Below are 22702 nucleotides of genomic sequence, written 5' to 3'. Positions count from 1 at the left end.
GCCATGGGACAATCGCCGCCTCGCTCTCCGAACGGCCCCTCGCGGCCACCTTCTTGGAACGGGCCCGTCCGGCCCTCAAGCATCATGCGCGCCTTCACGCTCTCCGATTTCGATTTCGCCCTGCCGCCCGAGCTGGTGGCGCAACACCCGGCCACCGAACGCACCGCCTCCCGCCTGCTCGACGGCACCGGCCCCGCACCGTCCGACCGCATCTTCCGCGACCTGCCCTCGCTGCTGCGCGAGGGCGACCTGCTGGTCTTCAACGACACCCGCGTCGTCAAGGCGCGCCTGTTCGGCGAGAAGCCGACCGGCGGCAAGCTCGAGCTGCTGGTCGAGCGCGTGCTGCAGGGGCAGGAGGTGGTGGCCCACATGAAGGTCAGCAAGAAGCCGCCCGTGGGCACCACGCTGCAAATGGTCGGCGGCTTCCGCGCCACCCTGCTCGGCCGCTGGCCCGAGGAGGACGGCGCCCTGTTCCGCTTCGCTTTCGAGAGCGACAGCGGCGAGAACCCCTACCTGCTGATGGAGCGCTGCGGCCACGTGCCGCTGCCGCCCTACATCACGCACGACGACTCGGCCGACGACGAGCGCCGCTACCAGACCGTGTTCGCGCGCGTGCCCGGCGCCGTGGCCGCGCCCACCGCTGCGCTGCACTTCGACGAGGGCCTGCTGGCCGCGCTCGAGGCGCGCGGCGTGCGGCGCGCCAGCGTCACGCTGCACGTGGGCGCCGGCACCTTCCAGCCGGTGAAGACCGAGAACATCGCCGAGCACACCATGCACGCCGAGCGCTACGAGGTGCCCGAGGCCACGCAGCGCGCCATCGCCGAGTGCAAGGCGCGCGGCGGCCGCATCGTGGCCGTGGGCACGACCACCGTGCGCACGCTCGAGTCGTGGGCCAGGAGCGGCGAGGCCGCGGGCGACACCCGCATCTTCATCACGCCGGGCTTCGCCTTCGCGCACGTCGACCTGCTGATCACCAACTTCCACCTGCCCAAGAGCACGCTGATGATGCTGGTCTCGGCCCTCGCGGGCTACGAGCGCGTGATGGCGCTGTATGCGCACGCCATCGCGCAGCGCTATCGCTTCTTCAGCTATGGCGATGCGATGCTGCTGGAGCGTACAAACACCCCAAACTGACGATCGATATAATTTCGCTTACCGATTGGAGATCGATATGCCGACCGTCACAGTTTCGTCCAAATTCCAGGTAGTCATCCCGCAAACCATCCGCGAGCAGATGGCCATCGAGCCCGGCGCGCGGTTCAGCGTGGTGCGGCATGGCAAAGCCATCGAGCTGATCCCCGTCCCGACGCTGGAAGAGCTGCAGGCCGAGCTGCGCGGCATCCCGACGGACATCGTCGACGATCCCGAGCGCTTCTGATGGCTCGCGGTTCCATCAAGGCTCCCGCCGGACCTTTGGTTCTGGATTCGTCCTGCTGGCTCGAAGTCTTCGGCGCCACAGACCGGGCAAAGCTCTATCAGAACGCCGCAGCCGACCCCACCCTGCTCATCGTTCCTGTCGTGACCTTGTACGAGGTCTACAAGACCCTGCGACGCATTCGCGACGCTTCCATCGCATCGCGCGCAGCGGCCTACATGCAGCAAGGCGACGTGGTGGAGCTCGACGCCGCCCTGTGCCTGGCGGCCGCCGACAACGGCCTGCCTTTTGCCGACAGCCTGATCTACGCCACGGCGCTGGCGCGAGGCGCCACGCTCTGGACCCAGGACGCCCACTTCGACGGACTTCCTGGGGTCAAGTACTTCCCTAAATCCTGATGCTGAACTTCGAACTCCTCAAGACCGACCCCGACAGCCACGCGCGCCGCGCCACGCTCACGCTCAACAACGGCGTGGTGCAGACGCCGATCTTCATGCCCGTGGGCACCTACGGCACCGTCAAGGGCGTGATGCCTCGCAGCCTCGAGGAGATGGGCGCGCAGATCATCCTGGGCAACACCTTCCACCTGTGGATGCGCCCGGGCCTGGACGTGATGCAGAGCTTCGGCGGGCTGCACCAGTTCGAGAAGTGGAACAAGCCGATCCTCACCGACTCGGGCGGCTTCCAGGTCTGGTCGCTGGGCGCGATGCGCAAGATCAGCGAGGAAGGCGTGAAGTTCGCGTCGCCGGTCAACGGCGACAAGCTGTTCCTCACGCCCGAGGTCTCGATGCAGATCCAGACCATCCTCAACAGCGACATCGTGATGCAGTTCGACGAGTGCACGCCCTACGACACCAAGGGCCACATCACGACCGAGGCCGAGGCACGCATCTCGATGGAACTGAGCCTGCGCTGGGCCAGGCGCTGCCAGGCCGAGTTCGAGCGGTTGCAGAACCCGAACGCGCTGTTCGGCATCGTGCAGGGCGGCATGTACGAGAATCTGCGCGAGGAATCGCTGGCGGCGCTGGTCGACATGGACTTCCCCGGCTACGCCATCGGCGGGGTGAGCGTGGGCGAGCCCAAGGAGGAGATGCTGCACATCATGGGCCACACGCCACACCGGCTGCCCGCGAACAAGCCGCGTTACCTGATGGGCGTGGGCACCCCTGAAGACCTGGTGCAGGGCGTGGCCGACGGCGTCGACATGTTCGACTGCGTGATGCCCACGCGCAATGCGCGCAACGGCACGCTGTTCACGCGCTTCGGCGACCTCAAGATGCGCAACGCGCGCCACAAGAGCGACCCGCAGCCGATCGACCCGAGCTGCACCTGCCACGCCTGCGCGGGTACTTCGGGCGTGAGCTGGAACGACGGCGGGCGCGAGGGCTTCAGCCGCGCCTACCTGCATCACCTCGACCGCTGCGGCGAGATGCTCGGGCCGATGCTCACGACCATCCACAACCTGCACTACTACCTGAACCTGATGCGCGAGATCCGCGAGGCGCTCGACGCGGGAACGTTCACGGAATTCCGCGCGCGCTTCAAGTCGGAGCGGGCACGGGGCGTCTGAGACGCGACGCGCGTTCCGCGCTAACCTCGCGGGCTTCCAGGCTGTCGTCTTCCACGCCCATGAGCACCGCACCCTCGCCCTATACCGCGCGCTATCCCTCGCTCGCCGAGCGCACCGTCTTCATCTCGGGCGGCGCGAGCGGCATCGGCGAATCGCTGGTGCGGGCCTTCCATGCGCAGGGCGCGAAGGTCGGCTTCTGCGACATCGACAGCGCCGCGGGCCAGGCGCTCGCGGGCCAGCTGCGCGGCGAGCATCCCGCGCTGTTCCTGCCCTGCGACGTGACCGACACGGCCGCGCTGGGCGCCACCATCGACGCGGTGCGCTCGCACTTCGGGCCGGTGGGCGTGCTGCTCAACAACGCGGCCAACGACCGCCGCCACGAGATGGCCGACGTCACCGACGAGGACTTCGACCGGCTGGTGGCCGTGAACCTCAAGCACCAGTTCTTCGCCGCGCAGGCGGTGGCGCCCGACATGCGCACGCTGGGCGGCGGCTCGATCGTCAACTTCGGCTCGGTCAGCTGGATGATGAAGGGCCGCGGCTACCCGGTCTACCAGGCCTGCAAGGCGGCGGTGCGCGGCCTCACGCGCTCGCTGGCGCGCGACCTGGGCAAAGAGAACATCCGCGTCAACACGATCGTGCCGGGCTGGGTGATGACCGAGCGGCAGCTGCGGCTGTGGGTCAAGCCCGAGTCGGGCGCGGAGATCGATGCCGCCCAGTGCCTGCCGGGCCGCGTGATGGGCGAGGACATCGCGGCGATGGCGCTGTTCCTGGCGGCCGACGATTCGCGCATGTGCACGGCGCAGGACTACGTGGTGGACGCGGGCTGGACCTGAAGCCTTCTTCGCGCCTCCAAAGCAAACAGCCCGGCAGTGCCGGGCTGTTTGCTTGATGGAGACCGCGCGGATCAGTCGCGCAGTTCGGCCGGCACCTTGCCGCCGTTGGCCGCCAGCTTGGTCATGACCTGGCGATGCAGCCAGATGTTCATCTTGGCGCTGTCGCTGGTGTCGGCGCCGTAGCTCAGCTCGGCCGCGAGCTGCTTGCGCGCGTCGAGGCTGCTGTCCAGGCCCAGCAGCTTCATCAGGTCGACGATGGAGGTGCGCCAGTTGAGCTGCTTCGCGCCCGGCATGCCGTCGAGCAGGGCCTCGACGTCGACCACCGTGATGGCCGGCGGCGGTGCGGCGGCGGCCGGGGCACCCGCGGGTGCCGGTGCGGCGGGGGCAGCGGGTGCCGTGGCCGGCGGTTGCGCGGCCTGCGCGGACGGGAAGATCTTGGAAAGGATGCTGCCGAAGATGCTCATTGCGCGTACTCCTTCGAGATGAGACGGGGGACGGGACCGGGGCTGCGGCCGCGAATGCGACGCAGCGGGCGGTTGTAGCACGAGCGCGTGACCGCCCTCCTCAGGCCGCGGGTTGCGGCGGGGTCCGGGGCGTGAAGGATTTCGCGTCCGGCTCCGACGATGCGGCCGAGGCACCGCAGGCATGGCAGAAGCGCGAGAAGGCACTCTTGCGCGTCTCGCAGACCTCGCAGTGGTCGTGCAGGCCGATGCCGCAGTGCGGGCAGAAGTCGATGGCGGTGTTCTTCAGGTCCACCGGCCGCTCGCAGCCGGGGCACACGCCCTTGTCGAGCCGCGCCAGCGCGGTGTCGTAGCTCAGTTCCTCGCGCCGCACCTGGTCGGGCTGCTGCTCGGCCAGCTTCTGGCGCGCGAGGTAGTTGTTGAGCGCGACGATCGCGTAGCGCCCCACCAGCACCGTGATCACGATGCCCACCGCGTAGCGCACGTAGCCGCCGTAGCTCGGCAGGTAGGGCACGAGTTCGACGAAGAAGGCGAACAGCGCGAACAGGATGAAGCCCCAGACGAAGGGCCACCAGGTGCTCTTGCGCTTCTTCACGAACAGCCAGCCCGCGATCACCAACAGCGGCAGCGTGAGCGCGAGCCGGTAGGCGAACACGCGCAGCTCGATGCGGCGGTACTCGGCGTCGAGCTTGAGCTGCGCGTCGCGCTCCAGCTCGGCCAGCGCGGTGCGCGCGCGCTGCTCGGCCTGGCGCGCGTCGAGCATGCGCTGCTGCTGCGCGTTGACCTGGCGCTGCACCGCCTCCTCCTTCTGCTTGATGGCGTCGAGCGCCTTGGTGCGCGCGATCAGCTCGGGATCCTGGTCGGGCTGCGCGGTGGCGCGGCGCGTGGCGATCCAGTTGCCGAAGGTCTCGCGTGCATTGGCGCCGGCCTGCTGCGCGGCCTGCAGCTGCAGCCGGATCTGGTCGAGGTCGCGCGAGGCCTGCAGCTCGGCGGCCTCCGAGGCCTTGACGGTGGCGCGCAGCGGATCGGCCGCGCGGTGGTCGATGAAGTCCTCGATGGTGCGCACGCGCTCGACCTGCGGCAGGTCGCCCACGATGGTGCTGCCCAGCCCGATCAGGAAGCCCGCGAACACCAGCGCCACCAGCCAGAGGCCGCGGCGGAACCATTTCTCGGAGAGGCGCAGGGATTTGCTCATGTCGTCGTTCCTTCCATTCTTCTCGTGCGGGCCGTGCTCACAGCTTGAACGCCACCGGCGCCGCGCCCAGGCCCGCGCGCTGCAGCCATTCGAACACCGAATCGACGGTCACGGTCTCGATGCGGTCCGAGAAGCGCTTGTCGTTGGGATGGTCGTCGAAGGCGATGTTGGCCGAGCCGATGCGCCCGCCCAGGCGGGTCAGCGGGCCGAGCTTCAAGGTGGTGGGCTCGTAGCCCTTGAACTGCAGCCAGGCCTGCGCCTGCGAGCGGTTGGCGATGGTGGCGGGCTCCATCGCGGCGGCCAGCGTCTCGAGCGCCCACTGGTTCGACTGCTGGTACTTGCGGCCCCAGGCGTAGCTGACGACGCTGTAGGGCGCGACATGCAGCCGCACCAGGCGCGGCGTCGGCTCCTGCAGCGCGGCCAGCAACTGCGCCTGCACCTGCGGCGTGGGCACGACCCAGGCGGTCTCGTAGCGCCAGAGGTCGTCGAGGAAGAACTCGCCGAGCCCCTGCCGATAGACCGCCGCCACCGCGGTGCCGCACTGGTTGAGCTTGTGCACCACGCGCCACGGGCCGGCCTCGGTCTTGTAGGCCAGGCCGAGGTGCGAGTAGCGCAGGCCGTACTTGCTCAGGTCCTGGCCGGCGCGCGCCAGCACGACGACGCGCGCGCCGCTGGCGTCGAGCTGCTGCGAGGTGCGCTCGGCCAGCTCCATGCCCTTGGCGATCAGCGCGGCGCCGGGCTTGACCTGCTCGCACGAGCGGCCGGCCTGCGCCTGCGTCGCCGCGGCGGCCACGGCGAACGCGGCCAGCGCCAGGAAGGCGGCGCGCTTCATGACAGCCTCTCGTTGGCCAGCAGCGCACGGCCGATGGCGTTGGGCACGAAGGCCAGCACCTCGCCCGCGGCCGAGAGCACGACGCCGGTGCCGATCACGCTGACGACGATGGCGGTGCCGACCGCGGTCGAGGCGCCCTGCGCCACGCGGCCCGCCACCTTGACGCTGGCGCGCGCGCCGTCGGCGGCGCGTTCGAGCACGTAGACCGTGCCGTCGGCCGAGGCCTCGACGGCGACCACGGTGAGCACCGAGCCGCCGACCGAGAGCGCGGCCGGCACTTCGCCGGCCTTGGCGGCCGAGGCGCCGGCGGCACCGACCGCGGAGGCGCCGACCAGCACCGAGGCCACGGGCAGCATCGACAGCGCGATGGAGGCATCGCTCTGGGCGCGGGCCACGGGCGCCGCGAGCGCGGCGAAGGCGGTGCAGGCGGCCACGAGGACGGTGGCCAGGGACTTGCGGGCGAAAGCGGTGTTCATGATCGGACTCCTTGCGTGCCGGGTGCGGGCGGTCATTCGGCGGCCGGGGTCTGGGCGGCTTCGACGCGGGCGGCGTGGCGGCCTTGCAGGCGGGCTTCGGCGAGGTCGGCCTCGTGGCGGTCGCGCAGGGTCTTGGCCAGCGTGAAGGCCGAGCTGATCAGGAACAGCCAGCTCACGCCGAGGAAGGCCTTGTAGGTGTCGTTGATCTCCATGCGCAGCAGGCCCCAGCCGGTCAGCAGCATCGCGACGAAGAAGCTGCCCCAGACGACCAGCTTCCACATCGGCAGGTCGCGGCCGGCGGCATGCTGGTTGTCGCGCACGAACTTCGACAGCACGAAGGCCGTGCTCAGGCAGAACACATAGCCCATCACCATGAAGGCCCGGTCCAGTGCCTCGCCCGGCAGCCAGCTCAGGCCGGTCGCGCAGAGGAAGACGGCGATCGCGAAGGACGCCCAGACCTGGAACTGCCAGGCCCGCGTGTCGCGCTGGACCGGAGCGGTGGTGATGGTGTTGGCTATATGGGTTTGCATGAGTGCCTCGCGGCGTAGTGAAGGTGGGCGGATGATGGTCCGCCCCCGCGCCGCGGGACTCGAATGATTCGACCGGTTCAGCGTTTCGGCTCCGGCGGTATCTCCAACGGATACTTTTCGGGGTATCTCGCCCCCTAAGAGAAAGGCCGCCCGAAGGCGGCCCGTGTCCGTGCGCGCGGTCCCGGATTCAGGGCTGCAGCAGCCCGCCCACGCGCTGCTGCAGCAGCTCGGGCCGCACCTCGGCCGGCGCCACCGGTGCGCCGACGTTGAGGCCCACGCGGCTGAAGAAGCCGCGGCGGAAGGGCTTGACCATCGCCACCGGCTCGCCGCCGCGCAGCTCGATGCGGCTGAAGAACGAGCCCCAGAGGTTGGTCAGCGCCATCGGGATCACGGGCGGCTCGATGCCCTCGGCGCGCGCGCCGTCCACGATCTTCATCACGCCGCCCTTGAAGGGCTGCAGCGCGCCGTCGCGCGTGATCGCGCCCTCGGGGAAGATCGCCAGCAGGTCGCCCTCGCGCAGCACGCCGAGCGCCTTGGCGAAGGCCGCCTCGTAGGCCGCCGGGTCTTCCTTCTGCGGCGCGATCGGGATCGCCTTGGCGAGCTTGAACAGCCAGCCGAGCACCGGCACCTTGAAGATGCGGTGGTCCATGATGAAGCGGATCGGCCGCGGGCTCGCGGCCATCAGCAGCACCGCGTCGATGAAGCTCACGTGGTTGCACACCAGCACGGCCGGGCCCTCGACGGGGATGTGCTCGTCGCCCCGGATGTCGAAGCGGTAGACGAAGCGCGACAGCACCCAGGCCACGAAGCGCAGCAGGTACTCGGGCACCAGCATGAAGATGTAGAAGGCCACCACCGCGTTGGCGATGCCGGTGAACAGGAAGATCTGCGGGATGGTGAAGCCCGCGCCCAGCAGCGCGCCCGCGATCACCGAGCTGCCGATCATGAACAGGGCATTGAGGATGTTGTTGGCCGCGATGATGCGCGCGCGGTGCGTGGGCTGGCTGCGCAGCTGGATCAGCGCGTACATCGGCACGCTGTAGAGGCCCGCGAACAGCGACAGCAGCGCCAGGTCGGCCATCACCCGCCAGTGCGCGCTCTGGTGCAGGAAGGCGCCGAGCCCCATCTCGGGCACCGCGGGCAGGCCGCGCGCGGCGAAGTACAGGTCGATCGCGAACACGCTCATGCCGATGGCGCCCAGCGGCACCAGCCCGATCTCGACCTGGCGCCGGCTCAGCGTCTCGCACAGCAGCGAGCCGACGCCGATGCCGATCGAGAACACCACCAGCAGCAGCGAGGCGACCTGCTCGTTGCCGTGCAGCACCTCCTTGGCGAAGCTCGGGAACTGGCTCAGGAACACGGCGCCGAAGAACCACATCCACGAGATGCCCAGCAGCGAGCGGAACACCACGATGTTCTCGTGCGCGAGCTTGAGGTTGCGCCAGGTCTCGCTGACCGGGTTCCAGTTGACGACCAGCTTCGGGTCGGTGGCGGGTACCGGCGGGATCGCCTGCGCCACGGCGCGCCCGGCCAGCGCCAGGGCCACGCAGGCGACGGCCACGCTCAGGTGGCCGATCTGCGGCACCGCCACCAGCAGGCCGCCGGCCACCTGGCCCAGCAGGATCGCGATGAAGGTGCCCATCTCGACCATGCCGTTGCCGCCCGTGAGCTCGCGCGCGTCGAGCACCTGCGGCAGGTAGGCGAACTTGACCGGGCCGAACAGGGTGGAGTGCAGGCCCATGAGGAAGACGCAGCCCAGCAGGATCACCGCGTCGGCGCGCACGAAGCCCCAGGCCGCGATCAGCATGATCGCGATCTCGAGGTTCTTGACGAAGCGGATCATCTTCGTCTTGTCGAACTTGTCGGTGAGCTGGCCCGCGGTGGCCGAGAACAGCAGGAAGGGCAGGATGAACAGCGCGCCGATCACCAGCCCCGCCATCGAGGGCTGCATCCAGCTGAGCTGCAGCTGGTAGGTCACCATCACGGTGAAGGCGAACTTGAACAGGTTGTCGTTCGCCGCGCCCGCGAACTGGGTCCAGAAGAAGGGCGCGAAACGCCGCTGGCCGAGCAGCGCGAACTGGTTGGCGTGGGCATTCGCCTCGGGCGGGGCAGCGGCGGGCGTGGTCATTCGGAAGCTTCTCCTCTTGGCGGCTCCGCGCGGCCCCCGGCGGGGAACGCTCGCGGGGCCGGGGGCTGTCGTCAGGCCGTCAGGGCGGCCGCGCCGGGATTGTGCCGCAGGGCCACGGCGCGCCAGCCGCTGTCGAGCCGCTTGAGCGCGGCCAGCACCGGCAGCGCGGCCAGGGCGGCGCACAGGTGCTTGAGCGTGTGGCCCGAGATCACGCCGTGCGTGGCCTCGTAGATCGGCTGGTCGGCCAGCTCGAAGGCCTTGGCCAGCACGTAGGCCGCGATCACCCAGCCCAGGCGCAGGCCGACGGCGCCGGGCATCGGCCGCGACAGCGCCAGCGTGAGCACCAGCGCCATGCCGCCGAACTGCACCAGCGCCCAGGGCAGCACGTTGCCGGTCTCCTGCGCGATCTCGGCCGACAGCAGGCCGGTGGTGAGCACGAACCAGGCGGCCGGCCAGCCGGCGCGCTGGCTCACGCGCTCGCAGACCGCCACCCCGATCAGGCCGGCGAAGGCGACCGCCATGCCGGCGCGGTCGGCCGCCAGCCGCGGCGCGTCGGGCGCCAGGTGATAGAAGGCCGAGCCGGCGGCGGTGGCGATCAGGCCGGCGAAGAAGAGCCAGGCGCAGTCGAGCGTGTTGTCGGGCGGATCGCTGGCCGGCGGCGCGAGCGGGAAGCCGGCCAGCGCCTCGTGGTGCGCGCGGTCGATGCGGTTGAGCCAGTACAGGCCCCAGCAGCCCATGAGGACGAAGGGCAGGTTGCTCAGCACGTCCATGGCGTTGGGCAGGCCGTGCCAGGAACGGGTGTCGGCGAAGACCAGGGCGATCGCGACCTCGGCGGCCGGCAGCGCCGGGCCGACGATGCCGATCAGGAGCAGCAGGCCCAGGAAGAAGGCCAGGCCACGTTCGCGGCGTGTCAGGGAGTGGAGGAGCATGTCTGTTCTCGAAGTTGGGTGATGGCGGGATGGCCGATCGGTTGGCGGGCGGAATTTAGTTGCCAGCCTCTCCCCAGGCATCGAGAATCGATACGAGGCACTATTTCACACCCATCGGTATCTCCAACCGATACCCAACCGGAACCCCGCCACCTTCATGAGTACCACCGTCGACCTCGTCCAGGCCCTGAAGAACGAACTCAAGAGCGCCCGCATGACCTACGCCGACCTGGCGCGCTCGCTCGACATGGCCGAGTCCAGCGTCAAGCGGATGCTGGCCAAGAGCGACATGCCGCTGTCGCGCGTGGACGCCATCTGCCGCGCGCTGAAGATCGATTTCGCCGAGCTGGCGCGGCGCGTGGCCGACGCCCAGCCGCTGCTCAAGGAACTGACGCACGAGCAGGAGAAGGCCGTGGTCAAGGACAAGAAGCTGCTGCTGGTGGCGATCAGCGTGCTGAGCCAGTGGACGCTGGAGCAGATCGTGACGGCCTACCGGATCAGCGAGGCCGAGTGCATCGGCTTCCTGGCCCAGCTCGACCGCATCGGGATCATCGAGCTGCGGCCGCTGAACCGGTATCGCCTGAAGCTCGCCAAGACCTTCCGCTGGCGCCCGCACGGGCCGGTGATGGAGTTCTTCCGCGAGAACGTGGTGCTCGACTACTACCGCGGCGGCTTCGACGGCCCGGCCGAGGGCCTGCTGCTGGTGCACGGCTCGATCAGCCGTTCGCTGGCGCCGGCCTTCCTCGAGCGGCTGCAGCGCGTGGCGCAGGACTTCGCGCAGCAGCACCAGACCGACCAGAAGCTGTCGCCCAAGGACCGCGAGGGCTACACGCTGCTCTTGGGGATGCGCAACTGGGAGTTCGAGCTGTTCACGCGGCTGCGGCGGGCCTGAGCCCGGGCCGCCGGGGTCAGGCCTTGGCGGCTTCGAGCGTGTCGCGCGTGGTCCGCGCCGCGGCGCGCGCGGCCTCGGCGAAATCGTCGCCCGACGAGGCGTAGATGATCGCGCGCGAGGAGTTCACGACGATCGGCGCGTCGGCGCGCCAGCCGGCGCGCACCGTGGCGGCCGCGTCGCCGCCCTGGGCGCCGACGCCCGGGATCAGCAGCGGCACCGTCGGCGCCAGCGCGCGCACGCGCTCGATCTCGGCCGGGTAGGTGGCGCCGACCACGAGGCCGAGCTGGCCGTTGAGGTTCCACGGGCCCTGCGCCAGCCGCGCGACGTGCTCGTAGAGGAAGGGCTGGCCCTCGACGCTCGCCAGCCGCTGGCCCTGCAGGTCGGACCCGCCGGGGTTGCTGGTGCGGCACAGCAGGAACGCACCCTTGCCGTGGTGGCGCAGGTAGGGCTCGACCGAGTCGAAGCCCATGAAGGGCGAGAGCGTGACGGCGTCGGCGCCGTAGCGCTCGAAGGCCTCGATGGCGTACTGCTCGGCGGTGGAGCCGATGTCGCCGCGCTTGGCGTCGAGGATGGTCGGCACCTGGGGCGCGTTGCGGCGCATGTGCTCCATGAGCCGTTCGAGCTGGTCCTCTGCGCGGTGGGCCGCGAAGTAGGCGATCTGCGGCTTGAAGGCGATGGCGAGGTCGGCCGTGGCGTCGACGATGCGGGCGCAGAAGTCGTAGATGCGGCGCGCGTCGCCCTTGAGCTGCCCCGGGAACTTCGCCGGCTCCGGATCGAGCCCCACGCAGAGCAACGAACCGTTTGTTTGCTGCGCGGCGGCAAGCTTGTCGAGGAAAGTCATGGGGGGCGATTTTAAAGGGGGCTCCCGACGGCCCCCGCCCCGGCTCAGCCCGCCTCGGGCTGCTGCTGCGCGGCCGCCAGGCACAGGTCGGCCCAGGCGCGGCCCTTGTCGACCGGATTGCGCAGCAGGTAGGCCGGGTGGTAGGTGGCGACCACCGGCACGCCCGCGAGCTGCGCCGCCTGGCCGACCCGGCCGCGCAGCTTGCCCAGCGGCTCGCCGCTTTGCATCAGCCCCTGCGCGGCCAGCGGACCCATGGCCAGCACCAGCCGGGGCGCGAGCGCCGCGGTGTGTTCGGCGAAGGCCTCGTCGAGCGGGCGCGGGCCGCCGGGCTGGCCCGAGGCCACGCCGCGGTGCAGGCGCATCAGGTGCACCGGCGTGCCGCCCTCGTGCAGCTTGAGCGCGCGCAGCATGTTGTCGAGCAGCCGGCCGGCATCGCCCGCGAAGGGTTCGCCATGGCGGCCGTCGGCCTCGGGCGGCATGTCGGCCAGCACCAGCCAGCCGCCCTGCGGCGCAACGCCCTCGGCGGCGTCGGCATAGAGGCGGCGCGGCGCCTCGACCAGCACGGCCGCGCCGTGGCCGGCGGGAACCGGCGCCGGGCGCGGCGGCGGCGCGGCCACGGGCGCGCGCGCGGCGGCCGGGGCACGCGGCGCGACCGGTTCGGGTTCGGGCACGGCGTCGTCACGGGCGTCATAGCGGGCGTTCGGCGGCGGCATGTCGATCGGTTCGGCCTCGTCCTCCACCACCGGCGCGGGCGCCACGGCCACGGGGACCTCGGCCGCCTCGGGCACCGGCCACCAGACCTTCACGCCCATCTCGTCGAGCATCGCGCGCTGGCGCGCGTCGAGCCGCAGGGTCTGCACGGCGGCGTTCATCGCAAGGCTCCCCAGGCACTGCCTGTTTCGTTGAGGCGCATGCTCATGACGATCGCATCCTCGCGGCCGCCCTCGGCGCCCGGGTAGTAGCCCTTGCGCACGCCGACCGTGCGGTAGCCCTGGCGCAGGTAGATGTCGAGCGCGCGCCGGTTGCTCTGGCGCACCTCGAGCCACAGCCACTGGGCGCCCTGGGCGCGCGACCAGCCGGTCAGCGCCTCGAGCATCAGCGGCGCCCAGCCCTGGCGCTGGAAGGCCGGCGCCACGGTGATGTTGAGCAGGTGCACCTCGTCGACGCCCTTCATGGCCACGAAGTAGCCGATCAGCATCTCGCCGAGGCTGGTGACCGGCGAGAGGCGCGCCGCCTCGATGCCGGTGCCGGCGACCGGCGCCAGCAGGCACTGGCAGTGGTAGCCGACGGCGATCGAGTCGGTGAAGTTGGCGCGCGTCCAGGGATGGCTGTAGGCCGTCTGCTCGACGGCGCAGACGGCGTCGAGCCGCTCGATGGTGAGCGGCTCGAGGCGGGCTTCCACGGGTTGCGGGAGGGCGCTCATGCGGTCGCGGGCGGTGTGTTGTGGTGGGCGGCGGCCGCCTTGATGGCGGCACGCTCCTCGGTGGTTTGCGCCACTTTATCGCGAACGTAGAGCGGCCAGGCCTGCGCCGCGGGCACGGTGCGGCCTGCCGCCAACAGCGCGGGGGCCAAGCGCAGCATGGCGGCGGCCGTGGGCAGCACCGCGTGGCGCGCGGCGGCGGCCGGCAGGCGCTCGCCGTAGGCGGCGAAGGCATTGCCGGCCAACGCCCAGCCGGCCGGCACCACGAGCGATTCGGGCGCCATCAGCAGCGGGCCCTCGGCGCCGGCGGCGGGCTCGCCGAGCGGGCCATGGGCCTCGAAGTCGTAGCGCGCGGCGTAGATCTCCTCCATGCGCGCATCGAGCAGCGCCACCGTGCGCCGGGCGCCGAAGGCATGGCGCGCCTCCTCGGCCACGGCCAGCAGGGTGTCGACCGGCAGCAGCGGCACGCCCGAGCCGAGCGCCAGGCCCTGCGCCACCGCGCAGGCGGTGCGCAGCCCGGTGAACGAGCCCGGGCCGCGGCCGAAGGCGATGGCGTCGAGCTGCGCCAGCGCGAGGCCGGCCTCGGCCAGCAGCTGCTGGATCAGCGGGATCAGCGTGGCCGAGGACTGGGCGCCGCCCGCGCCCTCGTGCGTCCACACGCGCTCACCGCGGCGCACCGCGATCGACAGCTGCTCGGTGCTGGTGTCGAAGGCCAACACATCAGGCATCGCGACGCCCTCCCGCCACGGTGGCCACGGCCGGCACCAGGCCGGCGGCGCGCGCGGGCGCCGGCTTCTGCACGCCGAACAGGATGCCGGCGGTCACCAGCAGCAGGCCGGCGATCAGGTTCCAGTAGAGCGGCTCGTCGAGCCACAGCACCGCGCCCAGCGCCGACAGGCCGGGCACCAGCGCCGTGATCATGGTGGTGCGCACCGGGCCGAAGTGCTGGACCATCTTCGTGAAGGTGATGCCCGACACCACGACCGAGCCGATGCCCTGGAACAGCATCTGGAACGCCAGCTCGCCCCAGGGCGCGCTGCCGATGCGGCTGGCAACCCAGCCGCCGGCCACCAGCAGGCTGTAGACCGGCACGTAGCTCAGCAGCGCGAACACGGTGATGGCGATGGTGGCGCGCACGGCGTCGAGGCCGTGGCGGCGCACCACGATGCTGTAGCAGGCCCAGCAGAAGGCCGCGGCCATGAACAGCAGGTCGCCCTTCCAGACCTCGCCGCCCTCGAAGGCATGCAGCAGGCTGCGCCCGCCCACCAGCAGGTCGCCCGCGACGATCAGCGCCAGCCCGAGCGCGCGCGCCGGCGTGATGCGGTCGCGCAGCACCAGCGCGGCCAGCAGGGTGGTCCACAGCGGCAGGCTGCCGGGCAGCAGCACCGAGGCATGGCTGGCCGGCGCGAAGAAGAAGCCGCAGTAGGCGCACACGGCATAGGCGACGCCGCCGAACACGCCGGCCATGGCCGTGACGCGCAGCGACAGCGGCGACAGGCCGAAGAAGGAGGCCGCCGCCTGCGCGCCGCCCGCGCGGGCGCGCATCACGAGCCACGCGCCCCAGGGCACCAGCACCAGGCTGGCGCCGCAGATGCGCGCGAAGGCGATGTCGAACGGGGACAGCGAGCGGCCGGCCGAGGCGCGCGCGATGACGATGAAGGCGGTCCACACCAGCACGGTGATCACGGCCGCGCCGATGCCGACGGTGCGGGGGGAGAGACGGGCAGGGGGAGACATCGGGGGCGCGGCGGGCATCCCCGGGATTATCGAGGGGCCCCGCGGACTGCGCCCGGCGGGGGACGAATCGCGGCCCGCGGCGGGGTCAGCCGGCCGCGCCGTCGCCGCGCACGATCGCCAGGCCGGCCCGGCGCAGCGGCGCCAGCGCCTTCTCGGGCGCCTCGGGCGACACCAGCAGCCGCGCGGCCGCGCGCACCGGGTTCACGACCCAGGCCGAGGCCGCGCCCAGCTTCTCGGACGAGGCCAGCACCACGGTCTCGGCGGCCGCCGCCATCAGCGCGCGCTTGATCTCGGCCTCCTCGCTGTCGCCGGTGGTCAGGCCGGCCTCGGCATGCACGCCGGTGACGCCCAGGAAGAAGAGGTCGGCATGCACGCGCGAGATGGCGTCCATCGCGGCCGCGCCCACCGCCACCATCGAATGCCGGAACAGCCGCCCGCCGATCAGCAGCAGCTCGAGCCGGTCATGGCCGGCCAGTTCGGCCGCCACCAGCGGACTGTGGGTGACGACGGTGGCGCGCAGGTCCAGGGGCAGGTGGCGCGCGAGCTGCACCGCGGTGGTGCCGCCGTCGACGAACACCACCTGGCCCGGGCGCACCATGCGCGCGGCGGCGCGGCCGATGGCCACCTTCTCCCCGGGCGCGATGCGCTGGCGGCCCGCGAGGTCGGCCTCGGCCGGTGCCAGCGGCAGCGCGCCGCCGTGCACGCGCTGCAGCCGGCCCTCGGCGGCGAGCTCGCGCAGGTCGCGCCGGATCGTGTCTTCCGACAGGCCCAGCGCCTCGCTGAGCGGCTTGGCGACCACCTGGCCGTCGCGCGCCAGGACCGAGAGGATGTGTTGCTTGCGCTGCCGGGTGAGCATGGGTCGATGGTAGCGGCGGCTTCACGCGATTGCACGAATTTTCTTGTTATTGCACGAATTCGCACCTATGCTCGCCGCCATGACCCTGCAAGACCGCGTCCGGGTGCACGAAGTCACCCTTCTCTCCGACAACTGGTACACGCTGAAGACCACGGCCTTCGACTGGCGCCGCAACGACGGCAGCTGGCAGCGCATGCACCGCGAGACCTACGACCGCGGCAACGGCGCCACCCTGCTGGCCTACAACCGCGCGCGGCGCACGGTGCTGCTGACGCGGCAGTTCCGCTACCCGGCCTTCGTCAACGGCTGGGACGACCTGCTGATCGAGGCCGCGGCCGGCCTGCTCGACAACGCGGCACCCGAGGAACGCATCCGCGCCGAGGTCGAGGAGGAACTCGGCTACCGGCTGGGCGCGGTGCACAAGGTCTTCGAATGCTTCATGAGCCCGGGCTCGGTGACCGAGAAGCTGCACTTCTTCGTCGCCGAGTACGAGCCCTCGATGCGCGTGGGCGCGGGCGGCGGGCTGGCCGAGGAGGGCGAGGACATCGAGGTGCTCGAGTTCGGCATCGACGAGGCGCTGGCCATGGTGGCCGACGGCCGCATCGCGGACGCGAAGACGATCCTGCTGCTGTACCACGCGCGGCTGCATCTTTTCGCGCCGGGATAATGGGCCGCATGCCCGCTGTCACCGTCGCACGCCTTCCCCTCCCCCGTCCTTCCCGCGCGCTCTGCGCCATCGCGCTGTGCCTGGCGGCCGGCGCCCACGCCCAGCAGCCGCAGCCGCTGCCGGCCGAGGTCGATGCCGCGCTCACCCGCGCCAAGCTGCCGCGCGACGCCGTGACCATGCTGGTCGCCGATGCCGACGGCCTGCGCCCACCGCGGCTGGCCTGGCGCACGCAGGTGCCGGTGAATCCCGCCTCGATCATGAAGCTGGTGACCACCTACGCGGCGCTCGACCTGCTGGGCGCGGCCTACACCTGGAACACGCCGGTCTACGTCGAGGGCAGCATCGCCAACGGCGTGCTCAACGGCAACCTCTACATCAAGGGCCAGGGCGATCCCAAGCTGGTGATCGAGCGCATGTGGCTGCTGCTGCGCCACGTGCAGGGCCTGGGCATCACGAGCGTGAGCGGCGACATCGTGATCGACCGCAGCGCCTTCGAGAACACGGTCGAGAACGACCCGGGCGCCTTCGACGGCGAGCCGCTGCGCCCCTACAACGCCTCGCCCGATGCGCTGCTGCTGAACTTCAAGTCGGTCAACATGAGCTTCGTGCCCGACCGCGGCGGCCAGTTCGCGCGCGTGAGCTACGAGCCGCCGCTGGCGGCCGTGGCGATGCCGCAGACGGTGCCGCTTTCGCCCGGCGAATGCGGCGACTGGCGCACGGCGCTGCGCGCCGACTATGGCGATCCGAACCGCATCCGCTTCAACGGCGGCTTTCCCGCCGCCTGCGGCGAGAAGAGCTGGGCCGTGGCCTATGCCGATCCGCGCAGCTACGCGCTGCGCGCCATCGGCGGCCTGTGGGCCGAGATGGGCGGGCGCGTGGGCGGCCAGATGCGCGAGGGCCGCGTGCCCGCGGGGCTCAAGCCGGCGTTCGAGTTCGCCTCGCCGCCGCTGCCCGAGGTGATCCGCGACATCAACAAGTACAGCAACAACGTGATGGCGCAGCAGGTGTTCCTGACCCTCGGCCTCACGCAGAAGAACCGCGGCACCTTCGAGGCCTCGCGCGGCGCGCTGGTCCAGTGGTGGCGCGACCGCATCGGCACCGGCGAGGCGCCGCCGGTGTTCGAGAACGGCTCGGGCCTGTCGCGCGACGAGCGCATCAGCGCGGCCGCGCTCGGCAGGATGCTGCAGGTGGCCTGGCGCTCGCCGGTGATGCCCGAGCTCGTGGGCTCGCTGCCCGCGCTCGGCGTGGACGGCACCCTGCGCAAGCGCACGCTGCGCTCGGGCGGCGCCGCGCATCTGAAGACCGGCACCCTGCGCGACGCCTCGGGCATCGCCGGCTACGTGCACGGCGCGAGCGGCCGGCGCTACGTGCTGGTGGCGATCGCCAACGCCGAGAACGCGGGCGCGGCGCGCGCGGCCTTCGACGCGCTGGTCGACTGGACCGCGCAGGACAACTGAACGACCGCGGGCCCGGCGGCCTGTACTGAAAACGTTGTGCAGGCAAGCACTGCTTGCATGGCACCGGGGCACTGACAGAATCGAACGCCCGTTCGTTCGAAGATCCAGGAGACCCCGACGTGCCAAGCCTCGTACCGCCACCCTCCCCTTCCCGCAACCTGCTCGCCGCCGCCTTCGCGAGCGCGACGCTGCTGCTCTCGGCCTGCGGCGGGGGCGGCGGGGGCGGCGGCTTCGGCATCGGCACCTTCCCGCCCGCGCCGCCGCCGCCCGAGGACACCGGCCGCGGCTCGGTCGTGACCAATCCGCCCGAGCGCGTGCTGAGCCTGTCGGCCGGCGATTTCCGCACGCTGCTGCAGCTCGACGACAAGGGCAAGGCGCTGCTGCAGGTGTCGGGCACGCCCAAGTGCGGCATCGACACGCGCTACCTCGAATACCGCACCGTCGGCGGCAAGGGCGAGGCCACCAACGCCACGGCCGCCATCATGGTGCCGCGCGGCGGCGACGCGGCCTGCAGCGGCCCGCGCCCGATCGTGCTGTACGCCCACGGCACCAACGCCGCGCGCGACTACAACATCGCCAAGTGGGCCGACGTGAACCAGGCCGCCGCCGGCGAGGGCGTGGTGGTCGCGGCCATGCTGGCGGCGCAGGGCTTCATCGTGGTCGCGCCCAACTACGCGGGCTACGACAAGTCGACGCTGCCCTACCACCCCTACCTCAACGGCGACCAGCAGGGCAAGGACATGGTCGATGCGCTGACCGCCGCGCGCAAGACCTTCGCCAACATCGACGCCTCGGACGCGGGCTCGCTGTTCGTCACCGGCTATTCGCAGGGCGGCTACGTGGCGCTGGCCGCGCACCGCGAGCTGCAGGCCACGGGCAAGACGGTGACGGCCTCGGCGCCGCTGTCGGCACCCTCGGCCATCAGCCTGCTGGTGGACTACAACTTCAAGGGCTGGCCGGCGCTCGGCAGCACGCTGTTCGTGCCGCTGCTGTCGACCAGCTGGCAACAGCAGTTCGGCGACGTCTACAGCAACACCAGCGACATCTACGAGGCGCAGTACGCGACTGGCATCGACACCCTGCTGCCCAGCCTCACGCCCACCAGCACGCTGATCGCCCAGGGCAAGCTGCCGCAGCTCGCGCTGTATCCGGCCGGCGCAACGCCCGGCCCGGTCGATCCCTCGCTGTCGATCTTCTACGGCGCCGGCAACCTGGTGCGCCAGAGCTACCTGACGCGCGCCTCCAACGACATCGACGGCAGCCCCTGCCCCGGCAACGCCCTGAAGGCCACCCCCGCCTCGCTGAACTCGGCCACGCCGCTCGACTGCGCGCCCACGCTGGGCTTCCGCAAGGCGGCGCGCGCCAACGACCTGCGCAACTGGGTGCCGGCCAGGCCGGTGCTGATGTGCGGCGGCGCGCAGGACCCGACCGTCAACTTCCTGAGCACCCAAGCCACCGCCGGCTACTTCCGCGCCAAGGGCGTGCCGTCGGAGCGGCTGACCGTGGTCGACCTCGAGGACAGCGCGACCACCGACGCCTACTCGGCCGCACGCGCCGGCTTCGCCCAGGCCAAGGACGTGCTCGCGCAGAGCACCGGCGGCAGCGACGCCGACAAGGCGCGCGCCGTGATGCTGGCCTACCACGGCACGCTGGCGCCGCCGTTCTGCCTGGCGGCGGCGCGCGGCTTCTTCCAGGGCGTGCTGGCGGCGGGGGGCTGAGGCTCGGAGGCTGCCCGATCCCGATTTCAGGCCGCGGCCGCCCGCTGCAGGCGGTCGCGCACGCCCTCCCACTCGGGCGTGTCGGGCGGCGTCTCGACCCAGATCAGCTTGACGCCCTCGGCGTCGAACTCGCGCAGCACCGCGAACAGTTGCTGCGCGCTGGCGGCGGCGTCGTCGGGCATGCGGCGCTGCACGACACGCTGCGAACGGCTGCGCACGGCGCTGCGGGTCCAGATCGCGATGTGGGCGGCATTGGCGCCCAGCACGTCGAGGCCGGTCTGGATCGCCTTGGCGTCCATCAGCCGCACCTTGGCGTCGGGCGCGTAGTGCGCCTCCAGCGTGCCCGAGGCGCGCGGGTCGGGCATCGCCATGAGCTCGCGGTCGCGCAGGCGTTCGCCGCAGGCGGCCTCGATCTGCGCGCGCGTGATCAGCCCCGGGCGCAGCAGCACCGGCGCGCCGCGGCTGCAGTCGACGATGGTCGACTCGATGCCGACCTCGCAGGCGCCGCCGTCGAGCACCGGCACGGTGTCGCCGAATTCGCCGAACACGTGCTGCGCGGTGGTCGGGCTCACGCGGCCGAAGCGGTTGGCGCTCGGGCCCGCGAGGCCGGGCACGCCCTGCTCGGCGCAGGCCTCGAGCAGCGCCTGCGCCACCGGGTGCGAGGGGCAGCGCAGGCCGATGGTGTCCTGCCCGCCCGCGGCGGCGGCGGCCACGCCGGGCTGGCGCGTGACGATCAGGGTCAGCGGTCCGGGCCAGAAGGCCTGCACCAGCTTCTGCGCGAACGGCGGCAGCGGCTGGGCGAAGCGCGACAGCGCCTCGGTGCCCTTGGTGCCGGCGGCCACGTGCACGATCAGCGGATGGTCGGCCGGCCGGCCCTTGGCCTGGAAGATGCCGGCCACGGCCGCGTCGTTGCTGGCGTCGGCACCGAGGCCGTAGACGGTTTCGGTGGGAAAGGCCACCAGCCCGCCGGCGCGCAGGATGCGCGCCGCCTCGGCGATGGCTGCGGGCGATGGGCCGTCGAGGATCATGCGGCCTTCATGCCACCGGCGGCAGGCCGAGCAGCAGCGCGACCTGCGAGGCGATGGCGCGCACCTGGTCGGCGTCGGCGCCGGTGAAGGTCAGGTGGCCCATCTTGCGGCCGCGGCGCGGTTCGATCTTGCCGTACAGGTGCAGGTGGGCGCCGGGCAGCGCGAGCACCTCGCTCCAGCGCGGCGAGACCGGCTTGTCGTCGCCGGCCGAGAACCACAGGTCGCCCAGCAGGTTCAGCATCACGGCCGGGCTATGCTGACGCGGCATGGCCAGCGGCAGGCCGGCCAGGGTGCGCACCTGCAGCTCGAACTGCGACACGTCGCAGGCCTCCATGGTGTAGTGGCCGCTGTTGTGCGGGCGCGGCGCCATCTCGTTGACCACCAGCGAGCCGTCGGCCAGCACGAAGAACTCGACGCACAGCACGCCGACGTAGCCGAGGCCGTTGGCGATGTTCTTGGCCGCGGTGATCGCGGCCTGGGCCACGGTCTTGGGCATGTTCTGGCCATGCACCTCGGTCACGGCCAGGATGCCGTCGCGATGCAGGTTGCGCTGGGGCGGGAAGTGCACCAGCTGGCCGTCGCGGCCGCGCGCCACGATCACCGAGCATTCGAAGTCCAGCGGCAGCAGCTTCTCGAGCACGCAGGGCACGCAGCCCGTGGCCTGCCAGGCCTCGACCAGCTCGGCGCGCGTGCGCACGCGCTGCTGGCCCTTGCCGTCGTAGCCCAGGCGCGCGGTCTTCAGGATGCCGGGCAGGAGCCGGTCTTCCACCGCCGCCAGCTGGGCCGCGGTCTCGATCGCCGCGTAGGGCGCGCAGGCCACGCCGCAGCGGCCGAAATGGGCCTTCTCGGCGATCCGGTCCTGCGCGATCGCGATCGCCGGGGCGGCGGGCGCCACCGGCCGCGCCACCGCGAGGTGCTCGAGCGAGGGCGCGGGCACGTTCTCGAACTCGGTGGTCACGGCGTCGGCCAGGCCGGCCAGCCGCGCGAGGCCGTCGACGTCGCCGTAGTCGGTGTGGATGTGGTGGTGGCTGACCCGGCCGGCCGGGCTGTCGGCATCGGGGTCGAGCACCGCGGTGAAGTAACCCATGCGCTGGGCGGCATGCACGAACATGCGGCCGAGCTGGCCGCCGCCGAGCACGCCGAGCGTGGCGCCCGGGAGGATCGGCAGGTCACCTTTGCTGTTGCTCACAGGGCACCTCCGCCTTGCGGCGAGAAAGGAGAAACCGGGGCCGGCTCCACGGGCGGCAGCGCCATGGCCTCGGCCGCGGCGGTCTGGGCCGCGCGGAAGGCGTCGAGCCTGGCGCGCAGGCCGGGGTCGTTGACGGCCAGCATCGAGACCGCGAACAGCGCCGCGTTGGCCGCGCCCGCGTTGCCGATGGCGAAGGTGGCGACCGGCACGCCCTTGGGCATCTGCACGATGCTGTAGAGGGAATCGACGCCCTGCAGGTGCCGGCTGGCGACCGGCACGCCGAGCACCGGCACCGTGGTCTTGGAGGCCAGCATGCCCGGCAGGTGGGCCGCGCCCCCCGCGCCGGCGATGATCGCCGCGAGTCCGCGCCCGGCGGCGCTTTCGGCGTACGCGAAGAGCGCATCGGGCATGCGGTGGGCGGAGACCACCTTCGCTTCGTGGCGGATGCCGAATTGCTGGAGAATCTCGACCGCGTTGCGCATCGTCTCCCAATCGGAGCTCGAGCCCATCACCACACCGACCTGAATGGTTTCGTTCATGGTTCCAATTTTACGTTTCACCCCCA

The 22702-nt window shown here is 71.5% G+C and carries 25 protein-coding genes; 9 read left to right on the top strand and 16 right to left on the bottom strand.

Annotation, left to right across the window (positions count from 1 at the left end):
* The first annotated feature begins 84 nt into the window (after window positions 1-84).
* The 5 genes from queA to ACEN9J_RS22025 are packed head-to-tail and all read left to right on the top strand — an operon-like array spanning window position 85 to window position 3781.
* Window positions 85-1134 carry a tRNA preQ1(34) S-adenosylmethionine ribosyltransferase-isomerase QueA gene (gene queA, locus ACEN9J_RS22045; RefSeq protein ID WP_413762057.1) on the top strand — a complete coding sequence of 350 codons (1050 nt, stop codon included), beginning with the start codon at window positions 85-87 and terminating at the stop codon, window positions 1132-1134.
* Between the two features lie 37 nt (window positions 1135-1171).
* Entirely contained in the window at window positions 1172-1378 is a 207-nt protein-coding gene (locus ACEN9J_RS22040) for an AbrB/MazE/SpoVT family DNA-binding domain-containing protein (RefSeq protein WP_209543153.1), read from the top strand.
* Entirely contained in the window at window positions 1378-1773 is a 396-nt protein-coding gene (locus tag ACEN9J_RS22035; RefSeq protein ID WP_413762056.1) for a type II toxin-antitoxin system VapC family toxin, read from the top strand. Before ACEN9J_RS22040 ends, ACEN9J_RS22035 begins: the two co-directional genes overlap by 1 nt.
* The gene (gene tgt / locus ACEN9J_RS22030) at window positions 1773-2945 is read left to right on the top strand and encodes a tRNA guanosine(34) transglycosylase Tgt (protein ID WP_413762055.1); all 1173 of its coding nucleotides are present in this window, start codon (window positions 1773-1775) and stop codon (window positions 2943-2945) included. The genes ACEN9J_RS22035 and tgt overlap by 1 nt, the downstream gene beginning before the upstream one ends.
* 59 nt (window positions 2946-3004) lie before the next feature.
* The gene (locus tag ACEN9J_RS22025; protein WP_413762054.1) at window positions 3005-3781 is read left to right on the top strand and encodes an SDR family NAD(P)-dependent oxidoreductase; all 777 of its coding nucleotides are present in this window, start codon (window positions 3005-3007) and stop codon (window positions 3779-3781) included.
* A 71-nt stretch (window positions 3782-3852) separates the two neighbouring features.
* Here ACEN9J_RS22025 and ACEN9J_RS22020 read toward each other — a convergent pair whose 3' ends face one another.
* The 7 genes from ACEN9J_RS22020 to ACEN9J_RS21990 all read right to left on the bottom strand — a co-directional run bounded on the left by ACEN9J_RS22020 (window position 3853) and on the right by ACEN9J_RS21990 (window position 10332).
* Window positions 3853-4245 (bottom strand): DUF3597 domain-containing protein, encoded by a 393-nt coding sequence (locus tag ACEN9J_RS22020; protein ID WP_057596196.1) that lies wholly within the window; start codon window positions 4243-4245, stop codon window positions 3853-3855.
* 100 nt (window positions 4246-4345) lie between these two features.
* Window positions 4346-5437, bottom strand: coding sequence for a zinc ribbon domain-containing protein (locus ACEN9J_RS22015; protein WP_057596197.1), 1092 nt, complete (start codon window positions 5435-5437; stop codon window positions 4346-4348).
* 37 nt (window positions 5438-5474) lie between these two features.
* On the bottom strand, window positions 5475-6269 hold the full coding sequence (locus ACEN9J_RS22010) for a DUF2145 domain-containing protein (RefSeq protein ID WP_057596198.1): 795 nt from the start codon (window positions 6267-6269) through the stop codon (window positions 5475-5477).
* Complete coding sequence (locus tag ACEN9J_RS22005; protein ID WP_413762053.1) at window positions 6266-6745, bottom strand: hypothetical protein; 480 nt, start codon at window positions 6743-6745, stop codon at window positions 6266-6268. Before ACEN9J_RS22005 ends, ACEN9J_RS22010 begins: the two co-directional genes overlap by 4 nt.
* 32 nt (window positions 6746-6777) lie before the next feature.
* Window positions 6778-7275, bottom strand: a complete 498-nt coding sequence (locus ACEN9J_RS22000) for a YiaA/YiaB family inner membrane protein (protein WP_057596200.1) — start codon at window positions 7273-7275, stop codon at window positions 6778-6780.
* Between the two features lie 187 nt (window positions 7276-7462).
* Window positions 7463-9403: an MFS transporter gene (locus tag ACEN9J_RS21995; RefSeq protein ID WP_057596201.1), complete on the bottom strand. Its 1941-nt coding sequence runs from the start codon at window positions 9401-9403 to the stop codon at window positions 7463-7465.
* Window positions 9404-9474: 71 nt separating this feature from the next.
* Window positions 9475-10332: a hypothetical protein gene (locus tag ACEN9J_RS21990; protein WP_057596202.1), complete on the bottom strand. Its 858-nt coding sequence runs from the start codon at window positions 10330-10332 to the stop codon at window positions 9475-9477.
* A 157-nt stretch (window positions 10333-10489) separates the two neighbouring features.
* On the opposite strand from ACEN9J_RS21990, the gene ACEN9J_RS21985 reads away from it, so the two are divergent.
* Window positions 10490-11224, top strand: coding sequence for a helix-turn-helix domain-containing protein (locus ACEN9J_RS21985; RefSeq protein WP_057596203.1), 735 nt, complete (start codon window positions 10490-10492; stop codon window positions 11222-11224).
* A gap of 16 nt (window positions 11225-11240) precedes the next feature.
* Here the strand turns inward: ACEN9J_RS21985 and pyrF are convergent, their stop codons facing one another.
* The 6 genes from pyrF to ACEN9J_RS21955 form a co-directional block, all read right to left on the bottom strand.
* Window positions 11241-12065, bottom strand: coding sequence for an orotidine-5'-phosphate decarboxylase (gene pyrF / locus ACEN9J_RS21980; RefSeq protein WP_413762052.1), 825 nt, complete (start codon window positions 12063-12065; stop codon window positions 11241-11243).
* 44 nt (window positions 12066-12109) lie between these two features.
* Window positions 12110-12937 carry a uracil-DNA glycosylase family protein gene (locus ACEN9J_RS21975; RefSeq protein WP_413762051.1) on the bottom strand — a complete coding sequence of 276 codons (828 nt, stop codon included), beginning with the start codon at window positions 12935-12937 and terminating at the stop codon, window positions 12110-12112.
* Window positions 12934-13488 (bottom strand): ribosomal protein S18-alanine N-acetyltransferase, encoded by a 555-nt coding sequence (rimI, locus tag ACEN9J_RS21970; RefSeq protein WP_057597908.1) that lies wholly within the window; start codon window positions 13486-13488, stop codon window positions 12934-12936. Before rimI ends, ACEN9J_RS21975 begins: the two co-directional genes overlap by 4 nt.
* A complete protein-coding gene (tsaB, locus tag ACEN9J_RS21965) occupies window positions 13485-14213 on the bottom strand; it encodes a tRNA (adenosine(37)-N6)-threonylcarbamoyltransferase complex dimerization subunit type 1 TsaB (protein WP_413762050.1) in 729 nt (242 codons plus the stop codon). The genes rimI and tsaB overlap by 4 nt, the downstream gene beginning before the upstream one ends.
* On the bottom strand, window positions 14206-15240 hold the full coding sequence (locus tag ACEN9J_RS21960; RefSeq protein WP_413762049.1) for a DMT family transporter: 1035 nt from the start codon (window positions 15238-15240) through the stop codon (window positions 14206-14208). The genes tsaB and ACEN9J_RS21960 overlap by 8 nt, the downstream gene beginning before the upstream one ends.
* Window positions 15241-15307: 67 nt before the next feature.
* On the bottom strand, window positions 15308-16078 hold the full coding sequence (locus tag ACEN9J_RS21955; protein WP_413762048.1) for a DeoR/GlpR family DNA-binding transcription regulator: 771 nt from the start codon (window positions 16076-16078) through the stop codon (window positions 15308-15310).
* Between the two features lie 79 nt (window positions 16079-16157).
* Here ACEN9J_RS21955 and ACEN9J_RS21950 point away from each other — a divergent pair, with 79 nt between their 5' ends.
* From ACEN9J_RS21950 to ACEN9J_RS21940, 3 genes are all read left to right on the top strand, one after another.
* On the top strand, window positions 16158-16745 hold the full coding sequence (locus ACEN9J_RS21950; protein ID WP_209543185.1) for an NUDIX domain-containing protein: 588 nt from the start codon (window positions 16158-16160) through the stop codon (window positions 16743-16745).
* A gap of 8 nt (window positions 16746-16753) precedes the next feature.
* Window positions 16754-18202, top strand: a complete 1449-nt coding sequence (dacB, locus tag ACEN9J_RS21945; protein WP_413762047.1) for a D-alanyl-D-alanine carboxypeptidase/D-alanyl-D-alanine-endopeptidase — start codon at window positions 16754-16756, stop codon at window positions 18200-18202.
* 119 nt (window positions 18203-18321) lie between these two features.
* The gene (locus ACEN9J_RS21940) at window positions 18322-19920 is read left to right on the top strand and encodes an alpha/beta hydrolase family protein (protein ID WP_413762046.1); all 1599 of its coding nucleotides are present in this window, start codon (window positions 18322-18324) and stop codon (window positions 19918-19920) included.
* 26 nt (window positions 19921-19946) lie between these two features.
* On the opposite strand, the gene ACEN9J_RS21935 is transcribed toward ACEN9J_RS21940, so the two are convergent.
* The 3 genes from ACEN9J_RS21935 to purE are packed head-to-tail and all read right to left on the bottom strand — an operon-like array spanning window position 19947 to window position 22676.
* Entirely contained in the window at window positions 19947-20948 is a 1002-nt protein-coding gene (locus ACEN9J_RS21935; RefSeq protein ID WP_057594390.1) for an L-threonylcarbamoyladenylate synthase, read from the bottom strand.
* 7 nt (window positions 20949-20955) lie between these two features.
* Window positions 20956-22137, bottom strand: a complete 1182-nt coding sequence (locus ACEN9J_RS21930) for a 5-(carboxyamino)imidazole ribonucleotide synthase (protein WP_057594389.1) — start codon at window positions 22135-22137, stop codon at window positions 20956-20958.
* The gene (gene purE / locus ACEN9J_RS21925; RefSeq protein WP_057594388.1) at window positions 22134-22676 is read right to left on the bottom strand and encodes a 5-(carboxyamino)imidazole ribonucleotide mutase; all 543 of its coding nucleotides are present in this window, start codon (window positions 22674-22676) and stop codon (window positions 22134-22136) included. The genes ACEN9J_RS21930 and purE overlap by 4 nt, the downstream gene beginning before the upstream one ends.
* Window positions 22677-22702: the final 26 nt, after the last annotated feature.

This window comes from Variovorax sp. Varisp41, assembly GCF_047325085.1.
Classification (GTDB): Bacteria; Pseudomonadota; Gammaproteobacteria; order Burkholderiales; family Burkholderiaceae_C; genus Variovorax.
This window is presented reverse-complemented; position numbering and strand designations above follow the sequence as displayed.